The sequence below is a fragment of the Micromonospora sp. B9E7 genome, assembly GCF_039871815.1.
Taxonomy (GTDB): domain Bacteria; phylum Actinomycetota; class Actinomycetes; order Mycobacteriales; family Micromonosporaceae; genus Micromonospora.
Window position 1 is genome coordinate 79,245 of record NZ_JBDPLX010000012.1, and the last position, 24,222, is coordinate 103,466.

Consider the following 24,222-nt stretch of genomic DNA (forward strand, 5'->3'; position numbering starts at 1 on the left):
CACCCGGTCGAACCGACTGCCACGTTGGGTTCCGCAAAGCACCTTCAGCTCCGGGCTCACGAATGGGGAAAGGTATGGATTCCAGCTCCGCCCGGGAACAGCTCGCCACGCAAGCCGCTCAGGCACCGTGCGCGGAGTTGCCCGAACCAGTATTCGCCAACCCGTCGGCCTACCGGGCGCCCGGTACGCGCCGGCAGGAGACGCTCTGTTCGCTGTTCGCGGAGGCCCTCGGCGTGACGAGGGTGGGATTGGACGACAGCTTCTTCGACCTCGGCGGCCAGTCACTGAACGGGGTCCGGCTGATCAACCTCATCAACAACGCCCTCGGTTTGGAGCTGACGATCGACGAGTTGTTCGACTTTCCCACCGTCGCCGAGTTGGACCAGCACCTCGGGGCCGATCCGGATCGAGCCCCCACTCAGCAGCAGATCGCGACCAGCAGGAGGCAGGCGTGACGACAACCGACGCCGAAGGTCAGGCCGTGACCGTCCCGTTGTCACTGAATCAGGAGTTCAACAGCCTCTTCGACGGGGGCGGCGACGACGGCCCGTTCGGTTGCCGCAACCACGCCGTTTCCGGCTGGCGCATCACCGGTGGTCCCGTCGACAGCGACGTCCTGCGCGATGCGCTGCTCGACGTCGTGACCCGGCACGAGGCGCTCCGGACGCGCATCGCCGGGCCGCCCCACGACCGGTACCAGGAGATTCTGCCGCCCAGCCCGGTCCGGCTGGATGTCCGTGACTTCCCGGCCGCTCCCGAGGCGTCCCGCGCGGAGCTGGCCGAGGCGCTGATCCACGAGATCGAGACGGAGACGATAAGCGCGTACGAGGCCCCGTTCCTGCGTGCCACGCTGGCCAGGTTCGATGAGCGCGATGCGGTCCTGATCCTGATGGCGCATCACATCAGCGTCGACGGACAGTCCCTGACGGTGATCATCCGGGACCTGGCCAATCGCTACGCCGCCCGGATCGGCCACAGCGTTCCGGACCTACCAGCGTCCCCGCAGTACCGCGAGTACGGCGTCTGGGAACGTACGGCGGCCGAATCGGCCGCGGCCCGCGAATACTGGCAGCGCCAACTTGACGGCGCCCTCTTCACGGCGATCCCGACCGACCTGCCGCGCTCGTTGGGCCTTGCGGAGTCGACCGCCCGGCATCGCTTTCTGATTCCGGGCGACGTGGTGTCGGCCATCGACCGCATGGCCAGGTCGAACCGAGCCACGCGCTTCATGGCCATCGCCGCGGTCTACCAGCTGCTCCTGCATCGGCTGACCGGCGTCACGGACGTGGTGATGGCGACGTTCACTCCGGGCCGCGGCGGAGGGCTCTTCGACGAGACTGTCGGTTCGCTCTACAACTTCATCCCGCTGCGAACGGACCTCGCCGGCTGCAAGACCTACGAGGACGTGCTCCAGCGGACCCGCCGAACGTGTCTCGAGGCCTTCGCGCACGACATCCCGTCTATTCAGATCTTCACCGAAGCGCCCCAACTGATGGGCCCGGTGATGACCGACAACGCGACCGCGATGGTGCTCCAGAGCGTCCCCCTGAACCCCATCGTCGACGCGCCGGGTGACCTGAGATTCGTGCAGATCACCCGACTGCTGAAATCGCAGGAGCTGGCGTCCGCGGTGCCGGACGGCGCGCTGTGGGACATAAACAAGGATCCGTCGGGCGATGCCATCGGCTCCGTCGCCTACAAGCGAAACCTCTTCCGCGAGGACACCATCGTCTCAATGGCCGCGGAGTTCGGCGAGATAGCGCGCCTCTTCAGCTCGTCCCCTGGCGCTTCGGCGGGTCTGCTCTGACCTCCGGCCGGGGGACACCTCGGCCGTGTCTTCCTCGCTCACGACAACGACAGCTTCGTGCAGGGCGAACCGGCACGATGCCAGGAGAGGACATGCTTCGTGACCAGTAATCCGCACAGCATGCGGTTCGGCATGTTCATCCCCCAGGGGGGTGATTTCGAGCTCGCGGGCATACCGACGACCGAGCAGTGGAACGTGCTGCGTGATCTTGCCCAGGCAGCCGACGCCGGGCCGTTCGAGTCGATCTGGGTGTTCGACCACTTCATCACCGACCCGCCGTCCGACGAGTCGACGTTCGAGGCATGGTCGATGATGGCGGCGTTCGCCGCCTGCACGTCGCGGGTGCGGCTGGGGCAGCTCTGCACGTGCATGGGCTACCGCAACCCGGCCTACCTGGCCAAGGTGGCGGCCTGCATCGACGTCATGTCCGGCGGCCGGCTGGATGTCGGCATCGGCGCCGGTTGGTACGAGCACGAGTGGCGCAGTTACGGCTACGGCTTCCCCAGCCTCGCCGACCGACTGGACATGCTCGACGAGGGCGCCCAGATCATGCGGCAGATGTGGAAGACCGGCACGGCCACCCTGATGGGGAAGCACTACCAGATCGACGGTGCGATCAGCCGTCCGCTGCCCTTGCAGGAGGGCGGGATCCCGTTGTGGATCGGTGGTGCCGGCGAGAAGAAGACCTTGCGGACCGCGGCGAAGTACGCGCAGTACACGAACTTCGGGGCCTCACTGGACGGGTTCGAGCACAAGTCCCAGGTCCTGGCCGCGCACTGCAAGGATGTGGGCACCGACTTCGACGCGATCGTCCGCTCGGTCCTCCTCAACGTGACCATCGGTGAGACCGAGAAGGAGGTTGCCGACAGGTTGGCCTGGGTGCGCGCCCACTACGAGCCGCTGCTGCCGGCCGCGCAACTGGAGCCGCTTCTTCGTTATTGGACGGAGGGCCTGATCGGCACGCCGGAACAGATCGTGGAACAGCTGACCAAGGCCGGTCAGATCGGCGTCGGGTACGTGATCGGCAGGTTCATCGACGCGGCCTACGACCGGAGGAGCATGGATCTGTTCGCCGACAAGGTGATACCGGAACTGACCCGCTGACTCGTGGGTGGAACGTGGGTGAGGTTATTCAGGCTGACGCCGGGCACGCGCCTGACCTACGGCGATGGCATCACCTGAGTAACCTCGCCCACCCGAGCACCCACGGCGCACGCGCTCGAATCGGCAGGTCGTCGCGGTCAACCGCGAACAGCCCTCAGGATGCCCGTTCAACGGCCTGAGGACGACCGGTCGCGCGATTCGCGCCGAACGCGCCGGCGTCCGTCGGACACGGCCGACGTCGGGCGAGGGCTGCTGCCGCCGTAGGCCTGGTCGTCGACGCCCTGCCGCCCTGACGCCGTGTGGCACGTGGCCGCGGCCCTCTCGCTGATCGGGATGCTGCCAACCGAAGATTTCCGGCACAGCGGCTATCATCCATAGCTGCTCCGGCCTCGCCATCCCAGGTGGATCGTGCGGTCGGACGGGCGAGCTGGGTCTTCGATTGAGTGGGGTGAGGGGGCGGCGCGTGTCGGCTGGCGGGTTTTCGGCGAAGCGGCTGGTCCGGGTACGGGACCTGCTCGAGCGTCTCGTTGGCTCCGGCTTCGTTCCGGGCGTCCTGGTAGCCCTTGCCCGCCACGGTGAGGTGCGTGTCGAAGCCACGGGGACCCTCGCGTTCCAGGGTGCGGGCGCGGGGATCCCGATGGCCGGAGACACCATCGTTCGGATGGGGTCGATGACGAAGCCGATCGTCGCCGCGTGCGCGATGACCCTGGTCGAGGAGTGCACGCTGCGTCTGGACGACCCGGTGGACGACCTGCTGCCGGAGCTGGCGGAAATGAGAGTGCTCGCCGATCCCGGTGGGTCGCTGCAGGACACCGTTGCGGCGAAACGCCCCGTAACGCTGCGGGATCTGCTGACCTTCACCCTGGGCACCGGTACGGTCATCGCCAAACCGGGCACGGTTCCGATCGCCGAGGCGCTGGACTCGATCGGCAGGCCAGACCTGGACGGGTGGGTGCGCGGCCTGGGCGCGCTGCCGCTGGTTCACCAGCCGGGTGAGCGCTGGATGTACGACACCGCCGCGGACGCGACAGGTGCGCTCATCGCCCGGGCCACCGGCAAGCCTCTCGGGCAGGCCCTGCGCGAGAGGGTCTGTGATCCGCTCGGGATGAGGGACACCGGTTTCAGTGTGGACACCGCACGTCTCGGCCGGCTCGCGACGGCGTACGCCCGTGACGATGGCCCGACCGGCGAGGCGGTCGTCGAGGACCCTCCGGACGGACGGTTCAGCGGGCCGGTGGCCTTCGAGGGCGGTGGTGGTGGACTCGTCTCGACCGCCGACGACTACCTCGCCTTCGCTTCGGCTCTACTCGCCGGCGGCACCCATCACGGCCGGCGGTTTCTCTCCCGGTCGTCGGTGACCCTGATGGCAACCGACCATCTGAGCCCCGCGCAGAAGGTCGTCTCTGGATTCGAACCGGGATATTTCGACAATTTCGGCTGGGGTTTCGGGATGTCGGTCGTCACCCGGCGTACGCACCTCGGTCCCTCGGTCGGCAGCTACGGATGGCCCGGCTTCTACGGCACCGCCTGGTACAACGACCCCGCCGAGGACATGGCGACGGTCGTCGTCATGCAGCGGGCGCACATGGGTAACCAGAAGCTGCCGCTGTGGAGCGACGTCTGGACCACCATCTATCAGGCCATCGACGACTGAGTCGGTGATCGGCGAGAAGGCCTGGAGAGTGGGGCGTGACCGGCTCCCACGAACCGGGCCCGCAGCTCTCGTCCGCCCCGGCCGGGTCATCCGACCGCCACGGCAGCCCGTTGGCGACCAGCCGACACAGCCGCTCGGCAGGGTGGTGGTTGATCGGTACTTCCCGATCGATCGTGTTAGCGTCTCCCAACCACTTTCGTTATGCGATCAGTTTCGGAGGGCTGATGAAGCCGAGCGAACGCATCGACCGGCGCTACAGCGACGACGAGGGCCGAGTGGTCCCGTGGGCCGACGCCGAGGCGAGGTTGGCAGCGACGGAGCTCGCCTGGGTGGTGACCGTGCGGCCGGACGGCCGTCCGCACGCGACGCCGATGGTGCCGGTGTTCCATGACGGAAAGGTCTACTTCCACACCGGCAGCAAAGAGGTGAAGTACGCCAACATCCAGGCCAATCCGCAGGTGCTCGTGCTCGCTGGCGACACCGCCTGGCAGCAGGGCCTCGACGTGGCCGTCGAGGGGACGGCCGTGCCGGTCACCGACGACGCACTGCTGCGCAAGCTCGCCGAGCTCTACCGCGACCGCTGGGACGGCCGCTGGCAGCTCGACATCAAGGACGGCGCCATAGTCTCCGAGCTGCCCGACAGCGAGGTCGTGGCCTTCGAAGTCACACCCAACATGGCGTTCAGCCACTCCAAGGGCGACCCGTTCAGCCAGACCAACTATCGCCTCTGATCCGGCGACGTCGACGCGACCGGGCAGGGGCATCGTCCGGCTCCTTCCCACGCCGGAAGCACCGACCTGAGCGCCCAGGACCGCGGACGCTGTCGGTCAGGCCGATCTGCCGGCGCCCCCGGACACACCGAGCCACTGGTGGAGTCCCGAGGCACCGGCAGAAGTCTGTGGGCCGAGCCCGGCGCCATTCACCCGCACTGCGGGTAACCGCTCCTCGACGAGATGGTCGCGCTGCTCCGCGATGTCGTCCGCTGCGTACGGTTCTGCGGGTTCGGCAAGCCTGCCCCGGCAGCCACGAGGATCATCTTCCCGAATTCCGCGGACTCGGATTGCTGTTGCGCGCCTTCAACCCTTTCCGGTGACGCCTCAGCTGGCCTGACTCCGACGTTGGCCCCGGTGTCGGGGAATTTCAGCTGACGCCCGGCAATCTCCAAGATGCCGCGTCCACGGCTCGAGCCGCATTGTCGTAGAACGAGCACAATGCTGCTTTGGCCAAGCACGCCAAGGTGGCTGAGATGCGGAAGGAAGATCTGCGCGTGACCGTTGACATCGCCAACACCCAGAGGCCATACGATCGGGCACTGGCGGCAGAGTTTCCCATTCTCCCACCCACACCCTACGAATCCACGATTGTCGGGGTGGGCACGGCCTCGTCCGCCTCGTCCTTCTCCCAGCAGGACCTGTTGGACACCTTCGCGATCTCCGATCCGAAGATCCGCTCCGTCTTCCTCAACAGCGCGATCCGTCGGCGGTTCCTCGAGCTACCGCTCCCGGCACCTGACGGCACTCGTTCTCCGGAGACACAGGCGGACCTCCTCGATCGGCACAAGAGGCTGGCCGTGGACATGGGGATGCGCGCCCTGCAGGCGTGCCTGGACGACGCTGGTGCGACGATCTCCGACATTCGCCACCTGTGCTGCGTGACATCCACCGGATTTCTCACGCCGGGGCTCAGTGCCCTCCTCATCCGTGAGCTGGGCATCGACCGGCACTGCAGCCGGACCGACATCGTGGGGATGGGATGCAATGCGGGGCTCAATGCCCTGAACGTGGTGTCGAGCTGGTCCGTGGCCAACCCGGGCGAACTGGCCGTGGTCTTGTGCACCGAGGCTTGTTCGGCTGCCTATGTCCTGGACTCGACCATGCGCACCGCGGTCGTGAACAGTCTGTTCGGCGACGGCGCCGCCGCGTTGGCCGTGGTCGGCCGCCCCGCCGGCGACTCCCTGGGCACCCCTGGTCGTCCGCGCATCCTCAAGTTCGCCAGTTGCATCATCCCCGACGCCGTCGACGCCATGCGCTACGACTGGGACAGCGTCCAGAATCGGTTCAGCTTCTTCCTCGATCCACAGATCCCGTATGTCGTCGGCGCGCACGCGGAAATCGTCGCGGATCGTCTGCTGGCGAACACCGGCCTGCATCGCAGCGATATCGCGCACTGGCTCGTGCACGCCGGCGGCAAGAAGGTCATCGACGCGGTGACGGTCAATCTGGGACTGAACCGTCACGAGGTCCGGCACACCACCGGTGTCCTCCGTGACTACGGCAACGTGTCGAGCGGCTCGTTCATTTTCTCGTACGAACGTCTCCAGCAGGAGCTAGTAACCGCCCCGGGCGATTATGGAGTACTGATGACCATGGGTCCTGGTTCCACGATCGAGACGGCGCTGATCCAGTGGTGAGCGCCGAAACCGTCCGGAGAGGCCGGGGCGAGCATTACGCCGCTGACGGCACGCGAAGTGACGTCACGCTACGCATCGACGGCTCGAAACCCCTGACGATGGAGGCCGTCGCCGCGGTGGAGGCCGCCTGCGCGGCGGCCGAGTCGGACGAGTCCACCACGATGCTTCCGGTCCAGGTCACCGGTACGCCCGGCAAGGACTGGACCCACGGCTTGGACGTGTCGCTGGTCAGCAAGTGGGAGCGGGCACTGCGCCGGCTCGAGCGTCTCAACGTCACCACGGTCGCGGTGGCCTCCGGCGACTGCGGGGGCCTCGCCCTGGACGTCCTGCTGGCGACGGACTATCGCATCGCCACACCCGACGTCCGGCTGTCGTTGCTCGTCGACGCTGAGGCCACCTGGCCGGGCATGGCGGTCTTCCGACTCGCCCAGCAGTCCGGCGGCTCCCGGCTGCGCCGGGCGATCCTGTTCGGTGCTCACCTGGATGCCCAGGAAAGCGTCGACCTGGGCCTCGTCGACGAGTTGACCGACGACCCAGCCACGGCCCTGACCGCCACAGCCAAGATGGTGACCGGTCTCTCCGGCAGAGAAATGGCCATCCGCCGACAACTGATGTTCGATGCGACGACCACCAGTTTCGAGGATGCCCTCGGTCGCCACCTCGCGGCCTGCGACAGAGCCCTGCGGCGGTCCGCCGACGCCGGGACGCCCTAGCGGATCCCCCGTCCCGCGTTCGCGCCGGAACTCCGGGTGATCGGGGCCGTGGCTCGCCGGCAGCCACGGCCCCAACTCCCTCGCCATCGCGCCACCGAGGTGGGGATCCCTGCGAGAGCGAGTAACGCGAGCCGTCACCGCTCCCTACTGCGTAGCCGTTTCACAACGACCCGATCCGAGGCGGTCGACTCTCGATCCGCTGATCCAGGGAGTCCCGCTCCTACAGGGCAGGTGGCTGGGCGTCGGCCTACTCGGCGTGCGCGTCCGTGACCTGCTCGAGCAACGGGGCGGACGCGGGATCCCGTTCGACGTCGCAGCGACCCGGACCAGCGCCAGGACCACCTGTCGACGTGTCGGTAGGCCGACCCCAGTGAAGCCGCACCTCGGGCAGGACCGCGTCCCGCAGCAGCTTTCCGGCAACGGCGTTGCCCGCCGCACCGAAGGCTGCCCCGACCCGGGAGAGCAGCGAGAGTGGACCGGCGCCACCACCAGACGGTACGAGCCGCGGGAGCGGGCAGCGAGGCCGACGCGGCAGGGCGTGTTGACGGATCGCGGAGCGGCAGGCCAGGACGGCCCCAGCTGATCGACAGTTTCGCCGACAGCGTCCACGACGGGCGGACATCACCTTGGATCGCGAGCAGGGTGACAGCGTGGCAGGCCAACCGACCGCAAACCGACCACCCCGCGGCCGGTCCGGTGACAGCCACCGGTCATGCGACGGGCGACCGGCGCTCTGGTGAGCACCGGTCGCCCGTTGGTCGGTCAATGAGCTCAGTCGCGCGGACAGTTCTGGTACACCGCCAGCTGCCACCGGCCGTCGCGCTTGACCAGGATCCAGGACGCCCGGATCGCGTCCCGGTCGGCCAGTTCGGTCTCGCCGGGCGCGATGACGCCGCCCGTGGTCAGCAGCGCCACGGCGCCTGCCGCGAGAGGCTTGAGGCCGATGGGCGTCCCGGTGACGCGCGTTCCCTGGTAGGGCCCGGCGTACTGGCTCGCCATGAACTCCCGGATCTCGTCGCGGCTCTTCTTGTACACCCCGGGAAGGATCAGCGTTCCGTCCTCGGTGAACAGGTCGGCGAAGGCGTCGGCGTCGTGCGCGGCCCAGGCCGCGACCATCCGCGCGGGTACGGCCGCAATCTCGGCCTGTTCGGCGTTGGGATCGGTCGGTGCGGTTGTCGGGGAAGAGTTCGTCGACATGGTTGTCTCGCTTTCGTGGTGCCGATAGGACGCGGTGCCTTCACGGTCGGTTGGTGCGGACGCTCGCGGGCGCCTCGCCCCAGGGCTGAGCGTGGCGCAGTCAGCGCGAGAGGGAACGGGCGAACGTGCGGATGTCGTCGACGAGAAGCTGTGGCTGCTCCAGCGCCGCGAAATGCCCACCGCGGTCGAACTCCGACCAGTGGGTGAGGGTCGGCATGATCTGTTCGGCGAATCGGCGTACCGGCCGCACCGCGTCCCTGGGGAAGGACGCGACCCCCACCGGCATCGCCAGCGGCCACGGCCCGGCCCAGGTCCGGACGAAGTCGGCATCCAGGTGGCTGGATTCGTAGTACAGCTGGGCGCTGGACCCGGCCGTCGCCGTCAGCCAGTAGATCGAGACCGCGGTGAGGATGTGGTCGCGGCTCACCGCGTCCTCGGGCACCTTCGCCGAGTCCGTCCATTCCTTGTACTTCTCGGCGATCCAGGCGAGCTGCCCCACCGGCGAGTCGGTCAGTGCGTAGGAGAGCGTCTGCGGACGGGTGGACTGGATCCGCTGCCACCCCGTTCCGTCCTGCATGAACCGGCCGGTGAACTCCAGCCGGGCCAGGTCGGCCTGGTCCAGACCGGCCATCGCCGCCGGATCGGGCGGCGGGAACGCCACGCACATGTTGAGGTGGATGCCCGCGACGTGCTCGGGGTCGGCCAGGCCGAGCCGCAGCGAGATCGGCGTTCCCCAGTCGCCTCCCTGAACCGCGTACCGGTCGTAGCCCAGGCGGCCCATCAGTTCCTTCCAGGCGCCGGCAACCCGGCCGGTGTCCCAGCCGACCTGACCGGTCGGACCGGAGAACGCGTACCCAGGAATCGACGGGATGACCAGGTGGAACGCGTCGGCCGCGTCACCGCCGTGCTTGACGGGATTGGTCATCGGCTCGATGACCTCCAGGAACTCCGCCACGGTGCCCGGCCAGCCGTGCGTCATGATGAGCGGCAGCGCGTCGGGTTCGGGCGACCTGATGTGCATGAAGTGCACGTTCGTGCCGTCGATCTCGGTGATGAACTGCGGGAACTCGTTCAGGCGTGCCTCGGCTGCCCGCCAGTCGTAGCCGCTCTGCCAGTAGTCGGCCAGTTCCTTGAGGTACCCCAGAGGTACGCCTCGGTCCCACCCGACCCCGGGCATCTCGTCCGGCCAGCGGGTGTTGGCGATCCGCTGCTTCAGGTCGTCGAGCTGGGACTGCGGAATCTCGATACGGAATGAGCGCATGCTGCACCTCCAGAATTAGTCACGGACCACTGCGAGCGGCGCGGGAGCCGGCGCCCGACGACCGGACTGCCGCAACGTCCGAAGAACCCTGCCGGGACGGAGGAGAGCCGTCGGCTCGTCGACGAGGCCAGCGACCCTCATGAAGGCGTTGGTCAGGCTGTCGTCGTGCACCGCCGCCCGCTGGAGCCGAGCGACGTAGCCGTTGATCATGCGGACCTTCGCCGTTCGGCGGCCCTCGACGCCCCGGTAGCCGAGGTCCGCGGTCGCCGCGAAATCCCAGGGTGAGTCGATCTCGCGGGAGATCGCCTGGAAGAAGTCACGCGCCGGTGGCAGGTGAGCCTTCCGGAGCTGATCGGCCAGGACCTGTGACTCGATGGCGGCGACAGCCATGCCCTGTGCGTACACCGGGTTGAAGCTGCACACCGCGTCCCCCATGACCAGCAGGCCTTCCGGGAACCGGGTCAGCCGCTCGTAGCGACGGCGGACGCTCGCCGGGAAGCGGAACATCACCGGGTCGTCGATCGGCTCAGCCTCGCGGATCGACTCGTAGATCTCCGGGACGGGCAGGGAGCGGACGAAGTCGAGGAAGCCGTCCGGGTCGGTGGGCGGGTGGTCGCCGAGTACGCCGGTGAGGGACAGCTCGACGCGGCCGTCGTCCCCGGGGAGCCGATAGTAGAAGGCACCGCGCGGATGCGAGGGCGTCGCCGCCGCGATGATGGCGATGTCGCTGCCGAACGGATCGCGAGGTACCCGGTAGTGCCGCGTGGTGTAGGCCAGATCGACCTTCACCCGGTCTTCGGACGGCCGGGAGTAGCCGAGCTCCTCCAGCCAGGCCGGTGTCCGTGAACCCCGGCCGGTGGTGTCGATGACCAGGTCGGCATTCAGTACCTCGGGGCCTGCACTCCCGTCGCGGGTCTGGATGCGCACCCCGGTGACCCGACCGGCGTCGGAGGTCGTCTCCAGTCCGACGATGTCGTACTGCTCGATGAACCGAACATTGGGGACCTTCTCCACCCTGCCGCGCACGAACCGCTCGATGACGGGCCGAGTGCACGGCACCGAGAGCAGGCCCGTCTGCGCCGGGCGAAGTTGCATGCCGTTGAAATACCAGCGAATGTCGCCGCTGAAGTCACCCGGTCGGACACCGGCGGTTTCCAGTTCCTGCATGAGGCCGGGGAACCGCTCTTCGAAGATCTGCTGGCCGCGGCCGACCAGACCGTGAGCGTGGCGGCCGTGCGGCACGCCGCGCCGAGGGCCCTCCACCCCGGCCAGTTCGTCGCGATCCACCACGAGTACTTCCGCGTAGACCTCGGCGAGTACATCGGCGGCGAGGAGGCCAGCCAGGCTCCCGCCAAGTACCACCGCCCGGTTACCGAGCTGATCAGGCATCGAGATCTCTTCCTCCCCTGTGGGCCCAGAAGCGTGCGCCCTCGCGTACCGGCAGCCGCTGCGTCGGGCCGGCGAGGGTTTCCCTTCGCCTCATGGCCGCGGCAGAGCCAGAGTCAGAATCGAGGATGGCGATGGGCCGGGCACCTTCCGCTGTGCTACGGAACCGGGGCCGGACACCGCCCCGCGAGGGCTCCTGATTGAGCACCGCCGGACAAGGATCCGGACGCTGGTCGGCGAAGGATGGTCGTCGACGACGGCCAGTCGGGTCGATCATGAGCCGGCGATGACCTGGCGGTACCGCTCCCGGGTGGTGGTCAGCCCTCGGGCGGCAGGGCCGCCGGCCGCATCGGCGGCGCGAGTGCTTGAGGGAGCGGCATGACGCATTCGGGCGACGAGCGGATTCTCCGGCGGTTGAGCGGTGGCGACACCGATCCGATCCTGGTAGCCGACTTCCAGGCGATGTCCATGTCCCCGCGCATGAGCGAGATGCTCAGCAAACGGATTCCGGACCGCGCGGTCTTTCAGATCGATCCCATCGGCGTGCTGTCCGAGGACCGCAGGTACGTTCCGTTGCCGGAGCTGGCCGCAGCCTGCGTGGACGAATTCCTCGGCTCCGGCGCGGACCACGGCCACGTACACGTCATCGGGCACTGCAGTGCCTCGCCGCTGGCCCTGCGTGTCGCGGGCCTGCTGGCATCCACCCGCTCGGTCACCGCCGTCCTGGTGAACCCGATGTGGCCCGTCGGCGAGGATGTGACGCTGAAGTTCAGCGAGTTTCTCGGCAAGTTCGGCCCCGCCACCCACACCCCCCCGGAGCTGACCGCGGACCCTGACCTCGACATGTCGAGGATGGAGCAAATCCTTCTCGACAAGGTGAGTGCTCTGGCGGCCAGCACGGGGCTCAGCGGCTCGGCGGGGGCTTTCTCGGACCTGATCGTGTGGTACCGCGCGTGGCTGGCCTTCCTGCTGGCCGGTCGCAACGACAGCCAGATCGGGCTCGCCGCCGGACGATCGACGGTGACGGTGCTGTCCGACTCCCCCTCGACCGTCGCCGTACCGGGCCGGGACGAGGATGCCTATCTGGTGCGGGAGATGCCGGCGCAACCGGTCGGCACGGTCACGCCCGAGCTGGCCGAGATCGTCGCCGCGACCATCGTGCCGGATCTCCGGAGGGCGTGAACGACCCAGTCCGAGACCGACAGCCACCGGTCCTGGCTGCGGAGCCGCCTGGGCTAATGCGGGTGCCCCGCGTCAGTCGACGATCGCCCGGCCACGAGCAGAGCCGGGGCGAGCGCGGAAAATCGCCGGCGGATCCCTGACGAGACCAGGGGCACCTCTCGCGCCTGTGCCGTGACGCCCGCGCCGGCGACGGCAGGGCCGGCCGGACCGATTCGGCCCAGCCGGCCCTGCTCAGATCCGTGCCCTGGCCGAGGCTGTGGCTAGCACCGGCCAGGGCGGGCCCGGATCACTTCACCGCATCGACAGCCTGCAGGTCGAGGGCTTCCTTTACCTGCGGCCTGGTGCGCTCACCCCAGCGCGTCACGGCCGGCATCAGCAGGCTCGGCAGGAGGAAGAACACGCCGAGTCCGATCAGCCCGGGCACGCCGAGGCTCAGGACCACCCCGAGGAGCAGCGCCGGAGCCGCCGCGTTACCGGTGCCGGCGAAGATCCCGCTGAAACCGTCGTACTGTGCCTGCGCGTGGGCCGGCGGCAGGTTCAGGGCGATGGAGAAGATGCCGGCCGTGTGCATGATCTCGCCGTAGCTGTGCAGAGCGACGGCCCCCACCACCACGACCAGCGCAGCCCAGCTGGGCAGCCCGGCCGCAAAGGCCAGCACGCAACAGCTGAGGAGGAAGGCCAACCCGGCACGCCGCCACGCGAGCCCGCCCTGCCGGACAGTCTGCACCTGACCGCCGAGGCGGACCTGGAGCAGAATGATCATGACGGTGTTGATCGCCAGGGACACCGGAATTGTCCAACGCGGAGCGTTCGTCTTGTCGACCACCCACAGCGGGAGCAACAGCGTGAGAACGTAGAACTGCGGGTGGATCGCCGCCTTCAGAAGCGCGAACGTGACGTACGGCTTGTCCCGTATCGCGATCCAGCGTGGGCCGGTGGCCGGCTTCGGGAGTGGCTTGTACCGCGGCAGTTTGCTCAGAACCACCCAGGTGACCAGGAAGCTGAGCAGGTTGATGACGATGAGCGTGCGATACGCGGTCGGGGTGCCGAGCTGAATCGCGATGCCGGAGGGTATCAAGCCGACCGACAAGCCCAGGTTCGTGACCGCGTAGATCGAGGATCGGAACGCGGGCGCGTCCTCGCCGGCCACCCGTCGCAACAGCGCTCCCTCGACGGTCCCGAGCGCGTTCGACGCCACCAGGTGCACCGAGGCGGCGACGAGGAAGCTGATGAAGTCACCGATGAAGAGGATGCCCAGCATCGCTGCGGCCTCCACCAGCAGCAGGGCCCTGATCACCTGGACCGGGCCGCGCCTGTCGGCCAGTTCACCGAGCGGGAGAGCCATCGCCAGTGCGACCGTGGCCGCGATGGTGAGACCCAGCCCGACCCGCGCGGCGGACAGGTCCACGACGCGGGTGAAATACAACGGCAGGCTTCCAATCAGCAGCCCACTTCCGAATGTGTTGATGAGCGTGGCCAGCACGTAGAGGCGCTTGGGGCCCGGCTCACTGGGGAATAAGGAGCTGACAACGCGAACTGGGTTCCATCGCGGCATGCTCCGCCTCCGATCTCTGTGTCGGTCGCTGGCAGCACGATCTCGGATCCGGCCTCCCGGTGACATCTTCGGGATTGCCTGGCCGTACGAGGGCGTGGGTACGCGACCCGCAGACGAACGCGGAACGGCTGGCCGGGCGCCCGCGACGGCCGGTGAAGTCGTTCCGCCGCGGCGTGGGACCCGTCCGTGGCCGACGCGCTCGGCCGGCGCCGGTTACGTCTGGCCGCCGAGGGCGGTCAACTCGAGCAGACTGTCGGCCTGGCTGAGCTCTTCGACGCCGCGATCGTAGGTGGAGTAGGTGTGGAAGACGCTTCCGTTGTCCTGGATGAAGCAACTCAGGCCGACGATCTCGACCGGAATCTCGCTCACGACCAGTTCGATCGGCGAACCGGCCGCCAGGATCTCCTCCTTGGACTCGAAGTTGTACATCACCGGGGCGACCCGCTCGTCCAAGGTGACGTGGAAGTCGTAGTTGAAATCACTACCAAATGACGAATACCAGGGGAAATGCCACCGCTGCCAGCCCCTGCTGGCCTTCAGCTTTGCCAGTGACGCGCGGGACACGGCGACGAACGCCGTGTCCCGCGCCCGCATCGCCGCGAGCGGCCCCGGGTGGAGCCTTCCCGAGAATGCCGAACAGCTCGGGCATGCCTCGTCCCAGGCGGGATCGAACATGAAGTGGAAGACGATCAGCTGGCGACAGCCCTCGAACAGCTCCGGCAGGGTGGCCCGCCCGCGTTCGCCCTCGAAGACGTAGTCCTTCTCGATCCGCACCATCGGCAGGCGACGGCGAGCGGCGGCCACCGCGGCATGCTGCCGGGAGAGCTGCTCCTCCCTGGCAAGGAGCTCTCTACGGGCCGTCAGCCATTGATCGCGGGAGACCACCTGCGGCAACACCATGAGCATCTCCTCTTCGGTTGATGGGCCATCAGAGGCGCCGAACCTCGACTGCTGCCCACATCGTCGCCCCGGCGCCGCTCTGCCGTTGCCCGTCAGAGCCCGCGGGAGAGGCGTGCGATCGTCTGGTCCGGCGTTAGGGTGCCGTGTGCCTGAGGGGGTCGGGTCCGATCCGGGCGCGCCGCTTGGGCAGAAGTCAGCCGCTGTGCAGGGCCTTACAGCATGCCGGATTCCGGGCCCGTGAGTCCACAGTAGACCTGTGGGCTGGTCTGTTACGGACATCGACGCCGGGCTCTAGTCGGCCTCGACCACGGACCCATCCGAGCCCCACCGGCTCTCGAGTTCCCCGGGGCAGAGTTCTAACGGATCGTGTTGCTGCGAACACGGAGGCCCACATGAACAGTGCTATCACATCCGCCATAGCGCGCATCTGGGAGGGCTACAGTGAGCCCTTGTCGCTCGACGAGATCGCGAAGAGCGCAATCCTCAGCCGGTTTCATTTCTCCAGGGTGTTCCGGGCCGCTACCCGCGTCTCCCCCGGGAGGTACCTCTCGGCGGTCCGCATCTACCAGGCAAAACGCCTGCTGGCCACCACCAAGCTGAGCGTCACGGACATCTCCCTGGCCGTCGGATTCAACAGCCTGGGCTCGTTCACGAACCACTTCACCGACAGCGTCGGCGCGTCACCGAGCCGATTCCGACGGATGTGGACCGAGGGCATGCGCGGGACGCCCCAGCCGGAGAAGCGCGCACTGCCCGAGTCGGGCACGGTGACCGGCACCGTCACCCTGCCGATCGGGTACGCCAGGGCCAGGGTCTACATCGGTGCCTTCGACACACCGATCATCCAGCGCCGACCGGCGTCCTGGACCGTCGTCGAGGCGGAGGCCGGCACCAAGGCACGCTACTGCCTGCCCGATGTGCCCCCCGGGCAGTGGTTCATCAGAGCTGTGGCAACGGCGGACAGCGTCGACCCGGAACCCTGGACCCGGCGGTCACTGCTCCTGGGCGACGTCGACCCGGTGACCGTGACGGACCGGTCCACGAGCATGGTCGGTGTCGCGCTGCGGCCGAAGCAGATGACGGACCTACCCATCCTCTACGCGATCCCCGACCTGGAAGCCCACAACCTGGGCCGTTCCGCGCGGTCGGAGTCGAGCCGCACCGCAGAGCTGGCGTCCCGAGGCAGGTGACGCGACGCGGGCCCGGACCCGTCGCCACGCCGGAAGCCCCCAGCGCCTGCGGCGGCCGCAACCCGCCGACCTGGTGGCTCGAACCACGTCGAGCCCGTCGCCGCCGGGCAGACCCAGGTCGACGAGGACCACGGTGCTGCGGACACACAGCGAGGTCCGCCCCCGCGAGCCCTCTCCAGGCGCTCGCGGGGGCGGACCTCGGCGTGGCTACCGCTTGGCGAACTGGCCAGGTCGGCGACCGGCCCCGGCCGGCCCGCGGTAGGCCTGCGCGATGTCGAGCCAGCGGTCGGCTTCCTCGCCCTGCGCAATCAGGGACAGGTCGTCGCGGTGTCGACGGCGGCTGACCAACAGGGCGAAGTCGACGGCTGGTCCGGTCACCCGTTGGGTCGCGTCCGCCGGCCCGAACTCCCAGACCACACCCGAGGGGCCGGTCACCTCGACCCGGAACTCCTCGGTCGGCGGCGTCAACCCGTGCGCGTGGTACCCGAAATCGCGGGTACGGAAGCCGAACCAGGCCAGGTGGCCGATCCGGTCGGTCAACTCGCGGGTCTGCCCGAGCGCGTCGGCGATGTCCTGGCCGTGGCCGAACAGCTCCATCATGCCGGCCGCGGCCAACACCGACGGCGGCAACGGCGTGACCAGCCAGGGCACGGTGGCCGTGGGCTCGACGGCGGCCAACGCCTTGGCGGCGGCGTTGCGTTCCTGCCGCCACTTGTCCACCAACGAGTCCGTGGACAGCGCCAGATACGCGGTCAGCGCGTTGTTCACCGCCGCCTGGAAGTCGCGCTTGGCGTCGGCCACGTGGTCGGCGAAGGCCTCCGGCTGGCTGGCCGACAGGGCGGCCAGGTGGGACACGAAGGCCAGGTGGGCGATCTGGTGCTTGATGGTCCAGCCCGGCGCCGGGGTGTCCAAGGACCACTGCGCTGGACTCAACCCGGTCACCAGTGTCTCGATGTCGTCTCCGTCAGCAATCAGATCATCGTAGGTATTCATCTGATCCGACACGTTTCCTCCTTGATTCGCCTATATCGAGGGGACTGTCACGGGCTGGCCGTCACGGCCGGTCACCGTGACCGGTGCCTTACGACTGACCCGGGCCGTCGCCGGCAGTGACCCGAGGTAGCGCACGTCGACGCCGCGGGCCTGGGCGGCCCGGACGATGTTCGGCACGGCGCGCTCGGCGATCGCGGCGATGGTGAACGCGGGGTTGACCGTCAACGCACCGGGCACCGCCGAGCCGTCGGTCACGAAGATTCCGGGGTGGTCGCGCAGCTCGTTCGTGTCGTCCAGAGCCGAGGTCTCGGGGTCGTCACCCATCCGGCACGACGCCAGCGGATGCACGGTGTACGCCCCGATGACCTCGTTGGTCCAGGGCATCACCCGGGCCAGGCCGTCGCGCTCCAGGATGTCGCGGATGTCCGCGTCGGCCAGAGCCCACCCGTGCCGGGTGTTGGCGCTGGGTTCGTACCGCAGATTTCCCCGACTGAGCATCTGCATGGAGATGCGTTCGGCGTTGCCGGTCTCCGGAGGAGGACCGAAGACTCCTTCGTTGTCGTCCTCCGACATGATGAAGATGGTCAGCCACGACTGCCAACGCCGCAGGATCTCCTTCTTGTCGACCCCGAACCAGCTCGGCCCCTCGGCGTCGGGCGCCTGCGCGAGAATCGTGCCGAACCCCGGTGGGAAGTACAGCTGTTCCAGGGAGTAGCGACTGAACTCCGGCAACGCGCCGTCGAGGCGGTCCCAGCTGGCGGCGGACGGGCCTCGACCGATCTGGTTGGCCGCGTAGGCCAAGCCGTCGCCCCGATCCAGGCCGAGGACGTCGCGAACCCGGTCTTCGTTGAGGATGGCCGTGTTGAGCCGCTCACCATTGCCGGAGAAGTAGCGCCCGACCGCGGGTGGCATCGCCCCGAGATTCTCCTCGGACCGTTGCAGGATGACCGGCGTCGCGGCCGCGCCGGCTGCGACCACCACGATCTTCGCCTCGATGACTCCGGCGTCGACCTGTACGCGGTAGTCGACCGGATCGACCACCGTGTAGTGGACCAGGAAGTCGCCCTCGGGCGACCGCTCGATGCGTTGCACCTCGTGCAGAGGTCGGATCTGTGCACCGTGGTCGACCGCCGCCGGCAGGTAGTTGAGCAGAAGCGACCGCTTCGCGTCGAACTTGCAGCCCGACATCATCCAGTTGCAGTTGGTGCACAGCTCCGTGTCGATCGCCGCCGCGACCGGGTTGGCCGTGCGGCCGGCATGGTCGCAGGCTGCGGCGAACACACCGCCGGCGTACGTGACGTCGTCCCAGGTGCTCTGGGTGATGGGCAGGGCCTGGGCGACCCGGTCGTACCAGGGCTCCAGTGATTCCCGGGTGATGGACTTCGGCCACATCCGGTGGCCGAGGCTGCCCTCGCGCTCGAAGACGAACTGCGGGGCGCGGGGCATGGCCGCGAAGTAGACGACGCTGCCACCGCCGACGCAGTTGCCGCCCAGCACGTTCATCCCCTCGCCCATGGTGAACTCGAACACCCGGGTCGACGACGAACCGAACTTGAAGTCGTGGTCGAACTCGTCGGCGGTCAGCCACGGGCCTCGTTCGAGAACGACGACCGAGGCGCCGCCGGCCGCCAGGTGGTACGCGGGAATCGCACCACCGAAGCCGCTGCCGATGACCAGGACATCGGTTCGATCGTGGGCTGTCACTGCGGATCTCCTCTCGGGGTCGTCCGCGGATGGATCGCGGCGAGGGCACGGCCATAGGAAAACCTCGGGAAGCGCCAGACGCCGTCCGGCTCGGGCGGCATGAAACCCATCGAGGTCAACCCTGGATGGCCCGACGCCAGGGCGTCGGACGTACTCATGTGGGCCCCGGTGTCCCAGGCCATGGCGCTGAACATGGCCAACGCGACCCACAGCTCCTGCTCCGGGTGGCCCGGCGCCAGCAGCTCCTGGGCGAGGGCGACCCGGTCGGCGAATGCCAGCGCCACGAAGGGCGGCACCGTGGGGTCCGGGTCGAGGCCGATCCGGGCGGTGTAGTGGCGCGCGTGCTCGTTGAGCCCTTCGGCCAGGCTGTCCAGCGTGCCGGCCAGACCGCCCTCCGGGGTGAGCATCAGCTCCACGGCGCCGGAGGCGACCGCGCCTCCCCCGCTCACCTCGCCGGCGACGGCCCGATCGGTCGGACCACGCTTCTCGCCGGGAATGATGGTGTCGGCGTACGCCTCCAGGGTCATCACCTGGTCGGCCGTCAGGCCATCGTTTGTGTCCACATACCTTCCTTTACGGCCGCGGCGTGTCGAACAGGGTCGGGAATCGCGTGGTGAGGCCCAGATCGCCGCGGGCCTTCATGCGGCCCCGCAGGAAGAGGATCTTGGGGTTTGCGTTGCCGGTGACCATCCTCAGGAAGTCGACCGGCCCGAGGGTCAGCGTCAGACGGGGCGTGTGGGTCGGTTCCAGGGACGCCGTCAGCGTTCCCTGCCTGATGACCAGTTCCAGCGTGTCGGTGCCGCCGTCAGAACGCCCGGTCACCTTCCAGTGCACCACTGCCTCGAGGCCGCCGGCCCGGTCGGCCCGGAAAACCGCGGGCAGGTCCTGGAGGATGTCGTGCACGATCGAGGCACGGCGTGGTGACTGCATCAGCGCCAGCAGCTCGCCGTTGGAGGCGGCCTTGACCTGTCGGGCAAACTCGAGCCGGTCCTGAAGAGGGCTCGTGTCGACTGGGCTCATCCGTCGAATCTCCTGTCGCGTAACGGTTTCCGGCAGTGCGGGCCACGCGGATGCCCTTGACCATGGCACCGCTGGCCACCCTCGGCCCTCTTCCCCCGTGCCGTTCGCCGGCAGCGCGACACCTGATCGGTGACCAGTGGCCGTGTGTTCCGAGCGGCGGACACCGCTGACGGATCGGCAGGGACGACAACGAGTGCCGGACGCCTGGGCGCCCGGCACTCGTGTCTCGTACGAAGGGAATACCGCCCTATCGCACTGCGATCCGTGACCGGTCGCGGACGAGCTCGGCTGCGGCGGTGAACGCGTCGGCCCCGTCCAGCTGCCAGACCCGTACGGGCCGGGTCGACAACACCGTGACCGCCCCGACGTATCCCGGTCCGGATTGCAGATCGACGATCTGTGTCGCCTCGACCAGCTCCGGACGGTTGGTGAAGCCGGCCAGTCGTACGTGCCCGTCTGGTGCCTCCAACGTCACGTTCGACATCGGGATCCGCAGCCCGTCACCGGTCGCCTTCAGCACCGACTCCTTGCGGGTCCAGCACTGGAAGAACGCCTCGAGTCGGGCCTGCCTGCCGCGAATCTCGTCGAAGAGGCCACGCTCGGCGTCGCCGAACACGAATCGCATCATGCCGTCCATGTCGACATCCGGGTTCACCTGCTCCACGTCCACCCCGACCGGCCCGTCCGCACACACCGCGGCCGCCAACAGGTCCGCGCTGTGCGACAGGGAGACGTTCGGTGTGCCACCCACCACCTCGGGGCGCCCGTGCAGCCGTCGGCAGTCCGGGCACTCCCGACGCAGCTTCACGTCGAAGGGATCGCAGCCCACCGATCCCGCCACGGCGACCTTGAGCAGAGCGGTGGCGGCCGCGAACTGTCGTCGTCCCGGAACCTGTCGGAAGGAGTCGGCGCGGGCCCGTTCCGGTTCGCTGAGCAGTTCCTCGCACCAGTCGGGAGCATCCGTCGCGTCCATCCACCACACGTGACAGTCGATGGCGTCGACCGCCCCGTCCGTCGCGACGCCCGAGACCGCAGCGCTCACGCGTCAGCCCGCCGGCGCGGCGGCGACCGTCTTCTGGCCGCGTTCGCGCCACCACTTCAGCCACCAGAACGCACCCCGACCCAGGCACACGAGAGTGGTCGCGAAGAAGAGGGTGTACACGATGTTGAACTGCATCAGCACGCCGTACACGAGACCGACACTCATGCCGAACATGAACTGGTGAAGCGGCCTGCTCGGGGTGGTGCCGGGGTCGGTCACCATGTAGTTGGTGTAGAGCAGGAACGCCACACCGGTCATCGGCACCAGCGCGGCCCACAGGGAGACGTCCCAGACCCAGTGCCGCACCAGGGCCTGGATGACGAACGTGCCGACCCAGCCCAGGATCAGCGGCACCTTCTTCGTCAGTACGGCGTTCAGCACCGTACCGGCGGTCAGCAGGACGACCGGGATGATGATCCGGAAGACATCGGGCACGTGTTCGGTGAAGTGGTAGGGCGGGGCGATGTTGACCCAGGTGAACAGGAGAAGGCACATCGTGATGCCGAAGTTCGACGGATTCATGAAGTGCCGCATCCGCCCCTTGATCGGCGCGACGAGCACCGCCTTCTGGCCGACACCGATCACCACCGCGAGGGCGATCGGCCAGAACCGGTCGTTCGCGTAGAGCAGCATGTTGACCGCGAGCGTGGTGATGTAGGCCGGTAGGAGGAAGGTGAAGACCCCCCAGGCTCCGTGTCCGGCGAAGGCGGGTGTGCTCCGGGTGGCCCAGGCCGCGATCAACGCGATCACGATCTCCAGGCCCAGGCCGATGGCCAGCGCGAAGAACGGCCAGGCCCATGGCTGCTCGAACCCGAGGACCGTGTAGCCCAGGATGTTGAAGATGCTCATGGAGATGGCGAAGTTGCGGAGCGCCAGGTAGCGCGGGTCGCGGCGGTCCACCCGTGGTGGCTTGGTGGCCTGCCGGTCCGCCGCAGCCTTCAGCGCCGGCGGCACCGGCACGTCCTTGGCTGGCGACGGGAGGGTCGTGGTGCTGGAGAGGTGATTCGGGCCGCGTCCGTCACTGGTCGCGACGCTGTCCGTCGCCGTCATTTCGCTGCTACCTCCTTGACCTGGTCGGTCAGCATCAGGTCGTGCCAGCCAGCGGCCAGGTCAACCGTCTGCACATGGGCGGTCCCGTTCACGTCCCGCCAGCTGATCTCGGCCGACACGGGCTGCGAGCCCTGGTCGCCGAGACCGAAGAACACATCGAAGCTCCGCTTGCCGGAGTGGCCGCCGCCACCGTCGAGCTGGGCGATCTGCCGTTTGCCGTCGGCGGTGGTCACCAGGACCTTGGCGCCGTACGCCGGGGTACCGACCGGTCCGCCCGCGGCGCCGCCGCTGACTGGCCGGTGGAGGCGCAGGCCCAGGTAGTCCCCACGACCGGCACTGTCGTTGCGGTAGAAGGCCGGTGGGCCCCACTGGCGGGCGATGGCGAACTCCTGCCCGCCGTCGCCGTCGGTGTCGGCGACCGCCACACCCCGGGTCGGGATCGGCACGTCCAGGCCCAGCTCGGCGCTGACGTTCACGTAGCGGCCGCTGCCGTCGCGTACCCAGAACGCCATGGGCTCGTGCCCGGCGATGTCGTCACCCGGCTCGGCCTTGGGCCACATGTCGGGGTTCTCCAGCAACAGGTCGTTGCTCATGGCCAGTTCCTGCAACCAGTTGAACCGGTTGATGGTGCCCTTGACGAATCCGCAGGCCTGCACCACGGACAGGTGACCGCTGTTGTTGAAGTCGGCCATCTTGGAATCCCAACCCCAGCCCGTCCAGGCCATGTCGAGGTCGGCGGCCTCGTTGCGGAACGGCGCGATGCCCTTGTCCAGCTTCGCCTTCGCCCCCGCCGCGCTGCTCTCGGTGTTGATCCAGGTCAGGTTGCTCTCCTCCAGACCCCACGCGGTGGTGATGTTGCTGACGAACGCGTCGAACTGGCCGTTGCCGTTCAGGTCGCCGAACTCGATGGACATGCCCTTGAACGAGTCGTGCCCGACGACCAGGGACTTCGGCGTGAGCGCGTCCCGCTCGCCCTCCACCAGCTCGAACTTGATGTCGCCCGGCGTCGACCGGTTGTGGAACATCCGGTCCTGGCCGAAGTCGTTGGCGAGGTAGAGCTCGGGGAGCAGGTCGCCGTCCAGATCGGCCGAGCTGGCGCCCAGCGTCCAGCCGGAGGCGAAGCGCGGGTTGAGGGCCGGCTCCTCCTCGAAGGAGACGGACGTCGCGGTCGCCCCGGTAAAGCGCAGAATATGCGCGCCACCGGCGTTGGTGGCCCGCGACATGGAGTGGTTCATCTGGACGTTGGGCTGCCCGTGCGGGTCCAGCACGCCGCTTTCCGGGAAGTAGTTGAACACTCCGATGTCCGGGTGCCCGTCCCCGTCGAAGTCCGCGACCGCCACGGCGTTGGTGTTCCACTGCTTGCCCTGGTAGGTGCCACCGGGCCCGGTCGACGGCGCGATCAGCTCGGTGGGCTGGTAACTGGCCAGGGTCAGCAGGCCCGGTTGGCCGCGGTGCAGGAACACCACGGGGGTACGACCCCAGTAGTAGACCAGCAGATCGTTCCAGCCGTCACCGTTGTAGTCGCCCGGGACGCAGCCCATCGGTGCGATGACGTCACTCATCGGCAGTGGGGCCGGATCCAGCACGAACGGCTGGTAGGAGTCGCCACCGACCGGGGCCGGGGTGACGATGGCCGCGTCGGAGCGCGTGTCGACCAGGCACAGGTCGTTGGCCACACCACGACCGTCCAGGTCGTTGACGGAGATGGCGGCACCGACCGACGAGATCCACGACCGAATGTGCTTGTACCGCGGGTTGACCACCCGGACGGACTTCTGCGGCAGGTTGGCCGGCAGAGCGATCGGGACTTCCGTGAATCGGTACTGCGAGGCCAGGGCGGCCTCGTGGGCCGCGGAGATCGAGGGCCGCTGGGCCACCACGAACAGCGTGCTGGCCAGGACGAGAACAAATAGCGCTGGGGCGAGTCTGCGGACCACCGCGACTGGGCTGGATCGCATTGGATCCTCTCATCTCGACGGAATGGCGTCACCCGACGCCGAACGGCGGCAGCAATGCCTGCCGAAGAAATCCTGATTTCTGCGCTGCGGCACGTC

At 68.3% G+C, this 24,222-nt stretch carries 21 protein-coding genes; 9 read left to right on the top strand and 12 right to left on the bottom strand.

Going from position 1 to position 24,222, the window contains the following annotated elements; genetic code table 11:
- Positions 1-74: 74 nt before the first annotated feature.
- From ABGB10_RS20200 to dpgB, 7 genes are all read left to right on the top strand, one after another.
- The gene (locus ABGB10_RS20200) at positions 75-455 is read left to right on the top strand and encodes a phosphopantetheine-binding protein (RefSeq protein WP_347662408.1); all 381 of its coding nucleotides are present in this window, start codon (positions 75-77) and stop codon (positions 453-455) included.
- Entirely contained in the window at positions 452-1,807 is a 1,356-nt protein-coding gene (locus tag ABGB10_RS20205; protein ID WP_347662409.1) for a condensation domain-containing protein, read from the top strand. The genes ABGB10_RS20200 and ABGB10_RS20205 overlap by 4 nt, the downstream gene beginning before the upstream one ends.
- 99 nt (positions 1,808-1,906) lie before the next feature.
- Positions 1,907-2,911, top strand: coding sequence for an LLM class F420-dependent oxidoreductase (locus ABGB10_RS20210; RefSeq protein WP_347662410.1), 1,005 nt, complete (start codon positions 1,907-1,909; stop codon positions 2,909-2,911).
- A gap of 463 nt (positions 2,912-3,374) precedes the next feature.
- Positions 3,375-4,565 carry a serine hydrolase domain-containing protein gene (locus ABGB10_RS20215; protein WP_347662411.1) on the top strand — a complete coding sequence of 397 codons (1,191 nt, stop codon included), beginning with the start codon at positions 3,375-3,377 and terminating at the stop codon, positions 4,563-4,565.
- A gap of 35 nt (positions 4,566-4,600) precedes the next feature.
- Positions 4,601-5,296 carry a pyridoxamine 5'-phosphate oxidase family protein gene (locus tag ABGB10_RS20220; RefSeq protein WP_347662412.1) on the top strand — a complete coding sequence of 232 codons (696 nt, stop codon included), beginning with the start codon at positions 4,601-4,603 and terminating at the stop codon, positions 5,294-5,296.
- 515 nt (positions 5,297-5,811) lie between these two features.
- Positions 5,812-6,975 carry a 3,5-dihydroxyphenylacetyl-CoA synthase DpgA gene (gene dpgA / locus ABGB10_RS20225; RefSeq protein WP_347662413.1) on the top strand — a complete coding sequence of 388 codons (1,164 nt, stop codon included), beginning with the start codon at positions 5,812-5,814 and terminating at the stop codon, positions 6,973-6,975.
- Positions 6,972-7,688 carry an enoyl-CoA-hydratase DpgB gene (gene dpgB / locus ABGB10_RS20230; protein ID WP_347662414.1) on the top strand — a complete coding sequence of 239 codons (717 nt, stop codon included), beginning with the start codon at positions 6,972-6,974 and terminating at the stop codon, positions 7,686-7,688. The genes dpgA and dpgB overlap by 4 nt, the downstream gene beginning before the upstream one ends.
- A gap of 771 nt (positions 7,689-8,459) precedes the next feature.
- Here dpgB and ABGB10_RS20235 read toward each other — a convergent pair.
- The 3 genes from ABGB10_RS20235 to ABGB10_RS20245 all read right to left on the bottom strand — a co-directional run bounded on the left by ABGB10_RS20235 (position 8,460) and on the right by ABGB10_RS20245 (position 11,535).
- Positions 8,460-8,885: an SgcJ/EcaC family oxidoreductase gene (locus ABGB10_RS20235; RefSeq protein ID WP_347662415.1), complete on the bottom strand. Its 426-nt coding sequence runs from the start codon at positions 8,883-8,885 to the stop codon at positions 8,460-8,462.
- A gap of 100 nt (positions 8,886-8,985) precedes the next feature.
- Positions 8,986-10,146, bottom strand: a complete 1,161-nt coding sequence (locus ABGB10_RS20240; protein WP_347662416.1) for an epoxide hydrolase family protein — start codon at positions 10,144-10,146, stop codon at positions 8,986-8,988.
- 15 nt (positions 10,147-10,161) lie between these two features.
- Positions 10,162-11,535 (bottom strand): FAD-dependent monooxygenase, encoded by a 1,374-nt coding sequence (locus ABGB10_RS20245; protein WP_347662417.1) that lies wholly within the window; start codon positions 11,533-11,535, stop codon positions 10,162-10,164.
- A gap of 411 nt (positions 11,536-11,946) precedes the next feature.
- Between ABGB10_RS20245 and ABGB10_RS20250 the strand changes: the two genes are divergently transcribed.
- Entirely contained in the window at positions 11,947-12,714 is a 768-nt protein-coding gene (locus ABGB10_RS20250; RefSeq protein ID WP_347662418.1) for a hypothetical protein, read from the top strand.
- A 286-nt stretch (positions 12,715-13,000) separates the two neighbouring features.
- Here ABGB10_RS20250 and ABGB10_RS20255 read toward each other — a convergent pair whose 3' ends face one another.
- Together ABGB10_RS20255 and ABGB10_RS20260 are read right to left on the bottom strand one after the other, a co-directional pair.
- The gene (locus ABGB10_RS20255; protein ID WP_347662419.1) at positions 13,001-14,269 is read right to left on the bottom strand and encodes an MFS transporter; all 1,269 of its coding nucleotides are present in this window, start codon (positions 14,267-14,269) and stop codon (positions 13,001-13,003) included.
- Positions 14,270-14,482: 213 nt separating this feature from the next.
- On the bottom strand, positions 14,483-15,169 hold the full coding sequence (locus ABGB10_RS20260) for a DUF899 family protein (RefSeq protein ID WP_347662420.1): 687 nt from the start codon (positions 15,167-15,169) through the stop codon (positions 14,483-14,485).
- Positions 15,170-15,618: 449 nt separating this feature from the next.
- On the opposite strand from ABGB10_RS20260, the gene ABGB10_RS20265 reads away from it, so the two are divergent.
- A complete protein-coding gene (locus tag ABGB10_RS20265; protein WP_347662421.1) occupies positions 15,619-16,359 on the top strand; it encodes a helix-turn-helix transcriptional regulator in 741 nt (246 codons plus the stop codon).
- Between the two features lie 207 nt (positions 16,360-16,566).
- On the opposite strand, the gene ABGB10_RS20270 is transcribed toward ABGB10_RS20265, so the two are convergent.
- The 7 genes from ABGB10_RS20270 to ABGB10_RS20300 all read right to left on the bottom strand — a co-directional run bounded on the left by ABGB10_RS20270 (position 16,567) and on the right by ABGB10_RS20300 (position 24,126).
- Positions 16,567-17,352 carry a TIGR03084 family metal-binding protein gene (locus ABGB10_RS20270; protein WP_347662422.1) on the bottom strand — a complete coding sequence of 262 codons (786 nt, stop codon included), beginning with the start codon at positions 17,350-17,352 and terminating at the stop codon, positions 16,567-16,569.
- Between the two features lie 30 nt (positions 17,353-17,382).
- A complete protein-coding gene (locus ABGB10_RS20275) occupies positions 17,383-19,056 on the bottom strand; it encodes a GMC family oxidoreductase (protein ID WP_347662424.1) in 1,674 nt (557 codons plus the stop codon).
- On the bottom strand, positions 19,053-19,583 hold the full coding sequence (locus ABGB10_RS20280) for a DUF5987 family protein (protein WP_347662518.1): 531 nt from the start codon (positions 19,581-19,583) through the stop codon (positions 19,053-19,055). The genes ABGB10_RS20275 and ABGB10_RS20280 overlap by 4 nt, the downstream gene beginning before the upstream one ends.
- Before the next feature lie 46 nt (positions 19,584-19,629).
- Positions 19,630-20,076 carry an SCP2 sterol-binding domain-containing protein gene (locus ABGB10_RS20285; protein ID WP_347662426.1) on the bottom strand — a complete coding sequence of 149 codons (447 nt, stop codon included), beginning with the start codon at positions 20,074-20,076 and terminating at the stop codon, positions 19,630-19,632.
- 247 nt (positions 20,077-20,323) lie between these two features.
- The gene (locus ABGB10_RS20290) at positions 20,324-21,118 is read right to left on the bottom strand and encodes a 4'-phosphopantetheinyl transferase superfamily protein (RefSeq protein ID WP_347662427.1); all 795 of its coding nucleotides are present in this window, start codon (positions 21,116-21,118) and stop codon (positions 20,324-20,326) included.
- Between the two features lie 3 nt (positions 21,119-21,121).
- On the bottom strand, positions 21,122-22,168 hold the full coding sequence (locus tag ABGB10_RS20295; RefSeq protein WP_347662428.1) for an enediyne biosynthesis protein: 1,047 nt from the start codon (positions 22,166-22,168) through the stop codon (positions 21,122-21,124).
- Positions 22,165-24,126 carry a CRTAC1 family protein gene (locus tag ABGB10_RS20300; protein ID WP_347662429.1) on the bottom strand — a complete coding sequence of 654 codons (1,962 nt, stop codon included), beginning with the start codon at positions 24,124-24,126 and terminating at the stop codon, positions 22,165-22,167. Before ABGB10_RS20300 ends, ABGB10_RS20295 begins: the two co-directional genes overlap by 4 nt.
- Between the last annotated feature and the right edge of the window lie 96 nt (positions 24,127-24,222).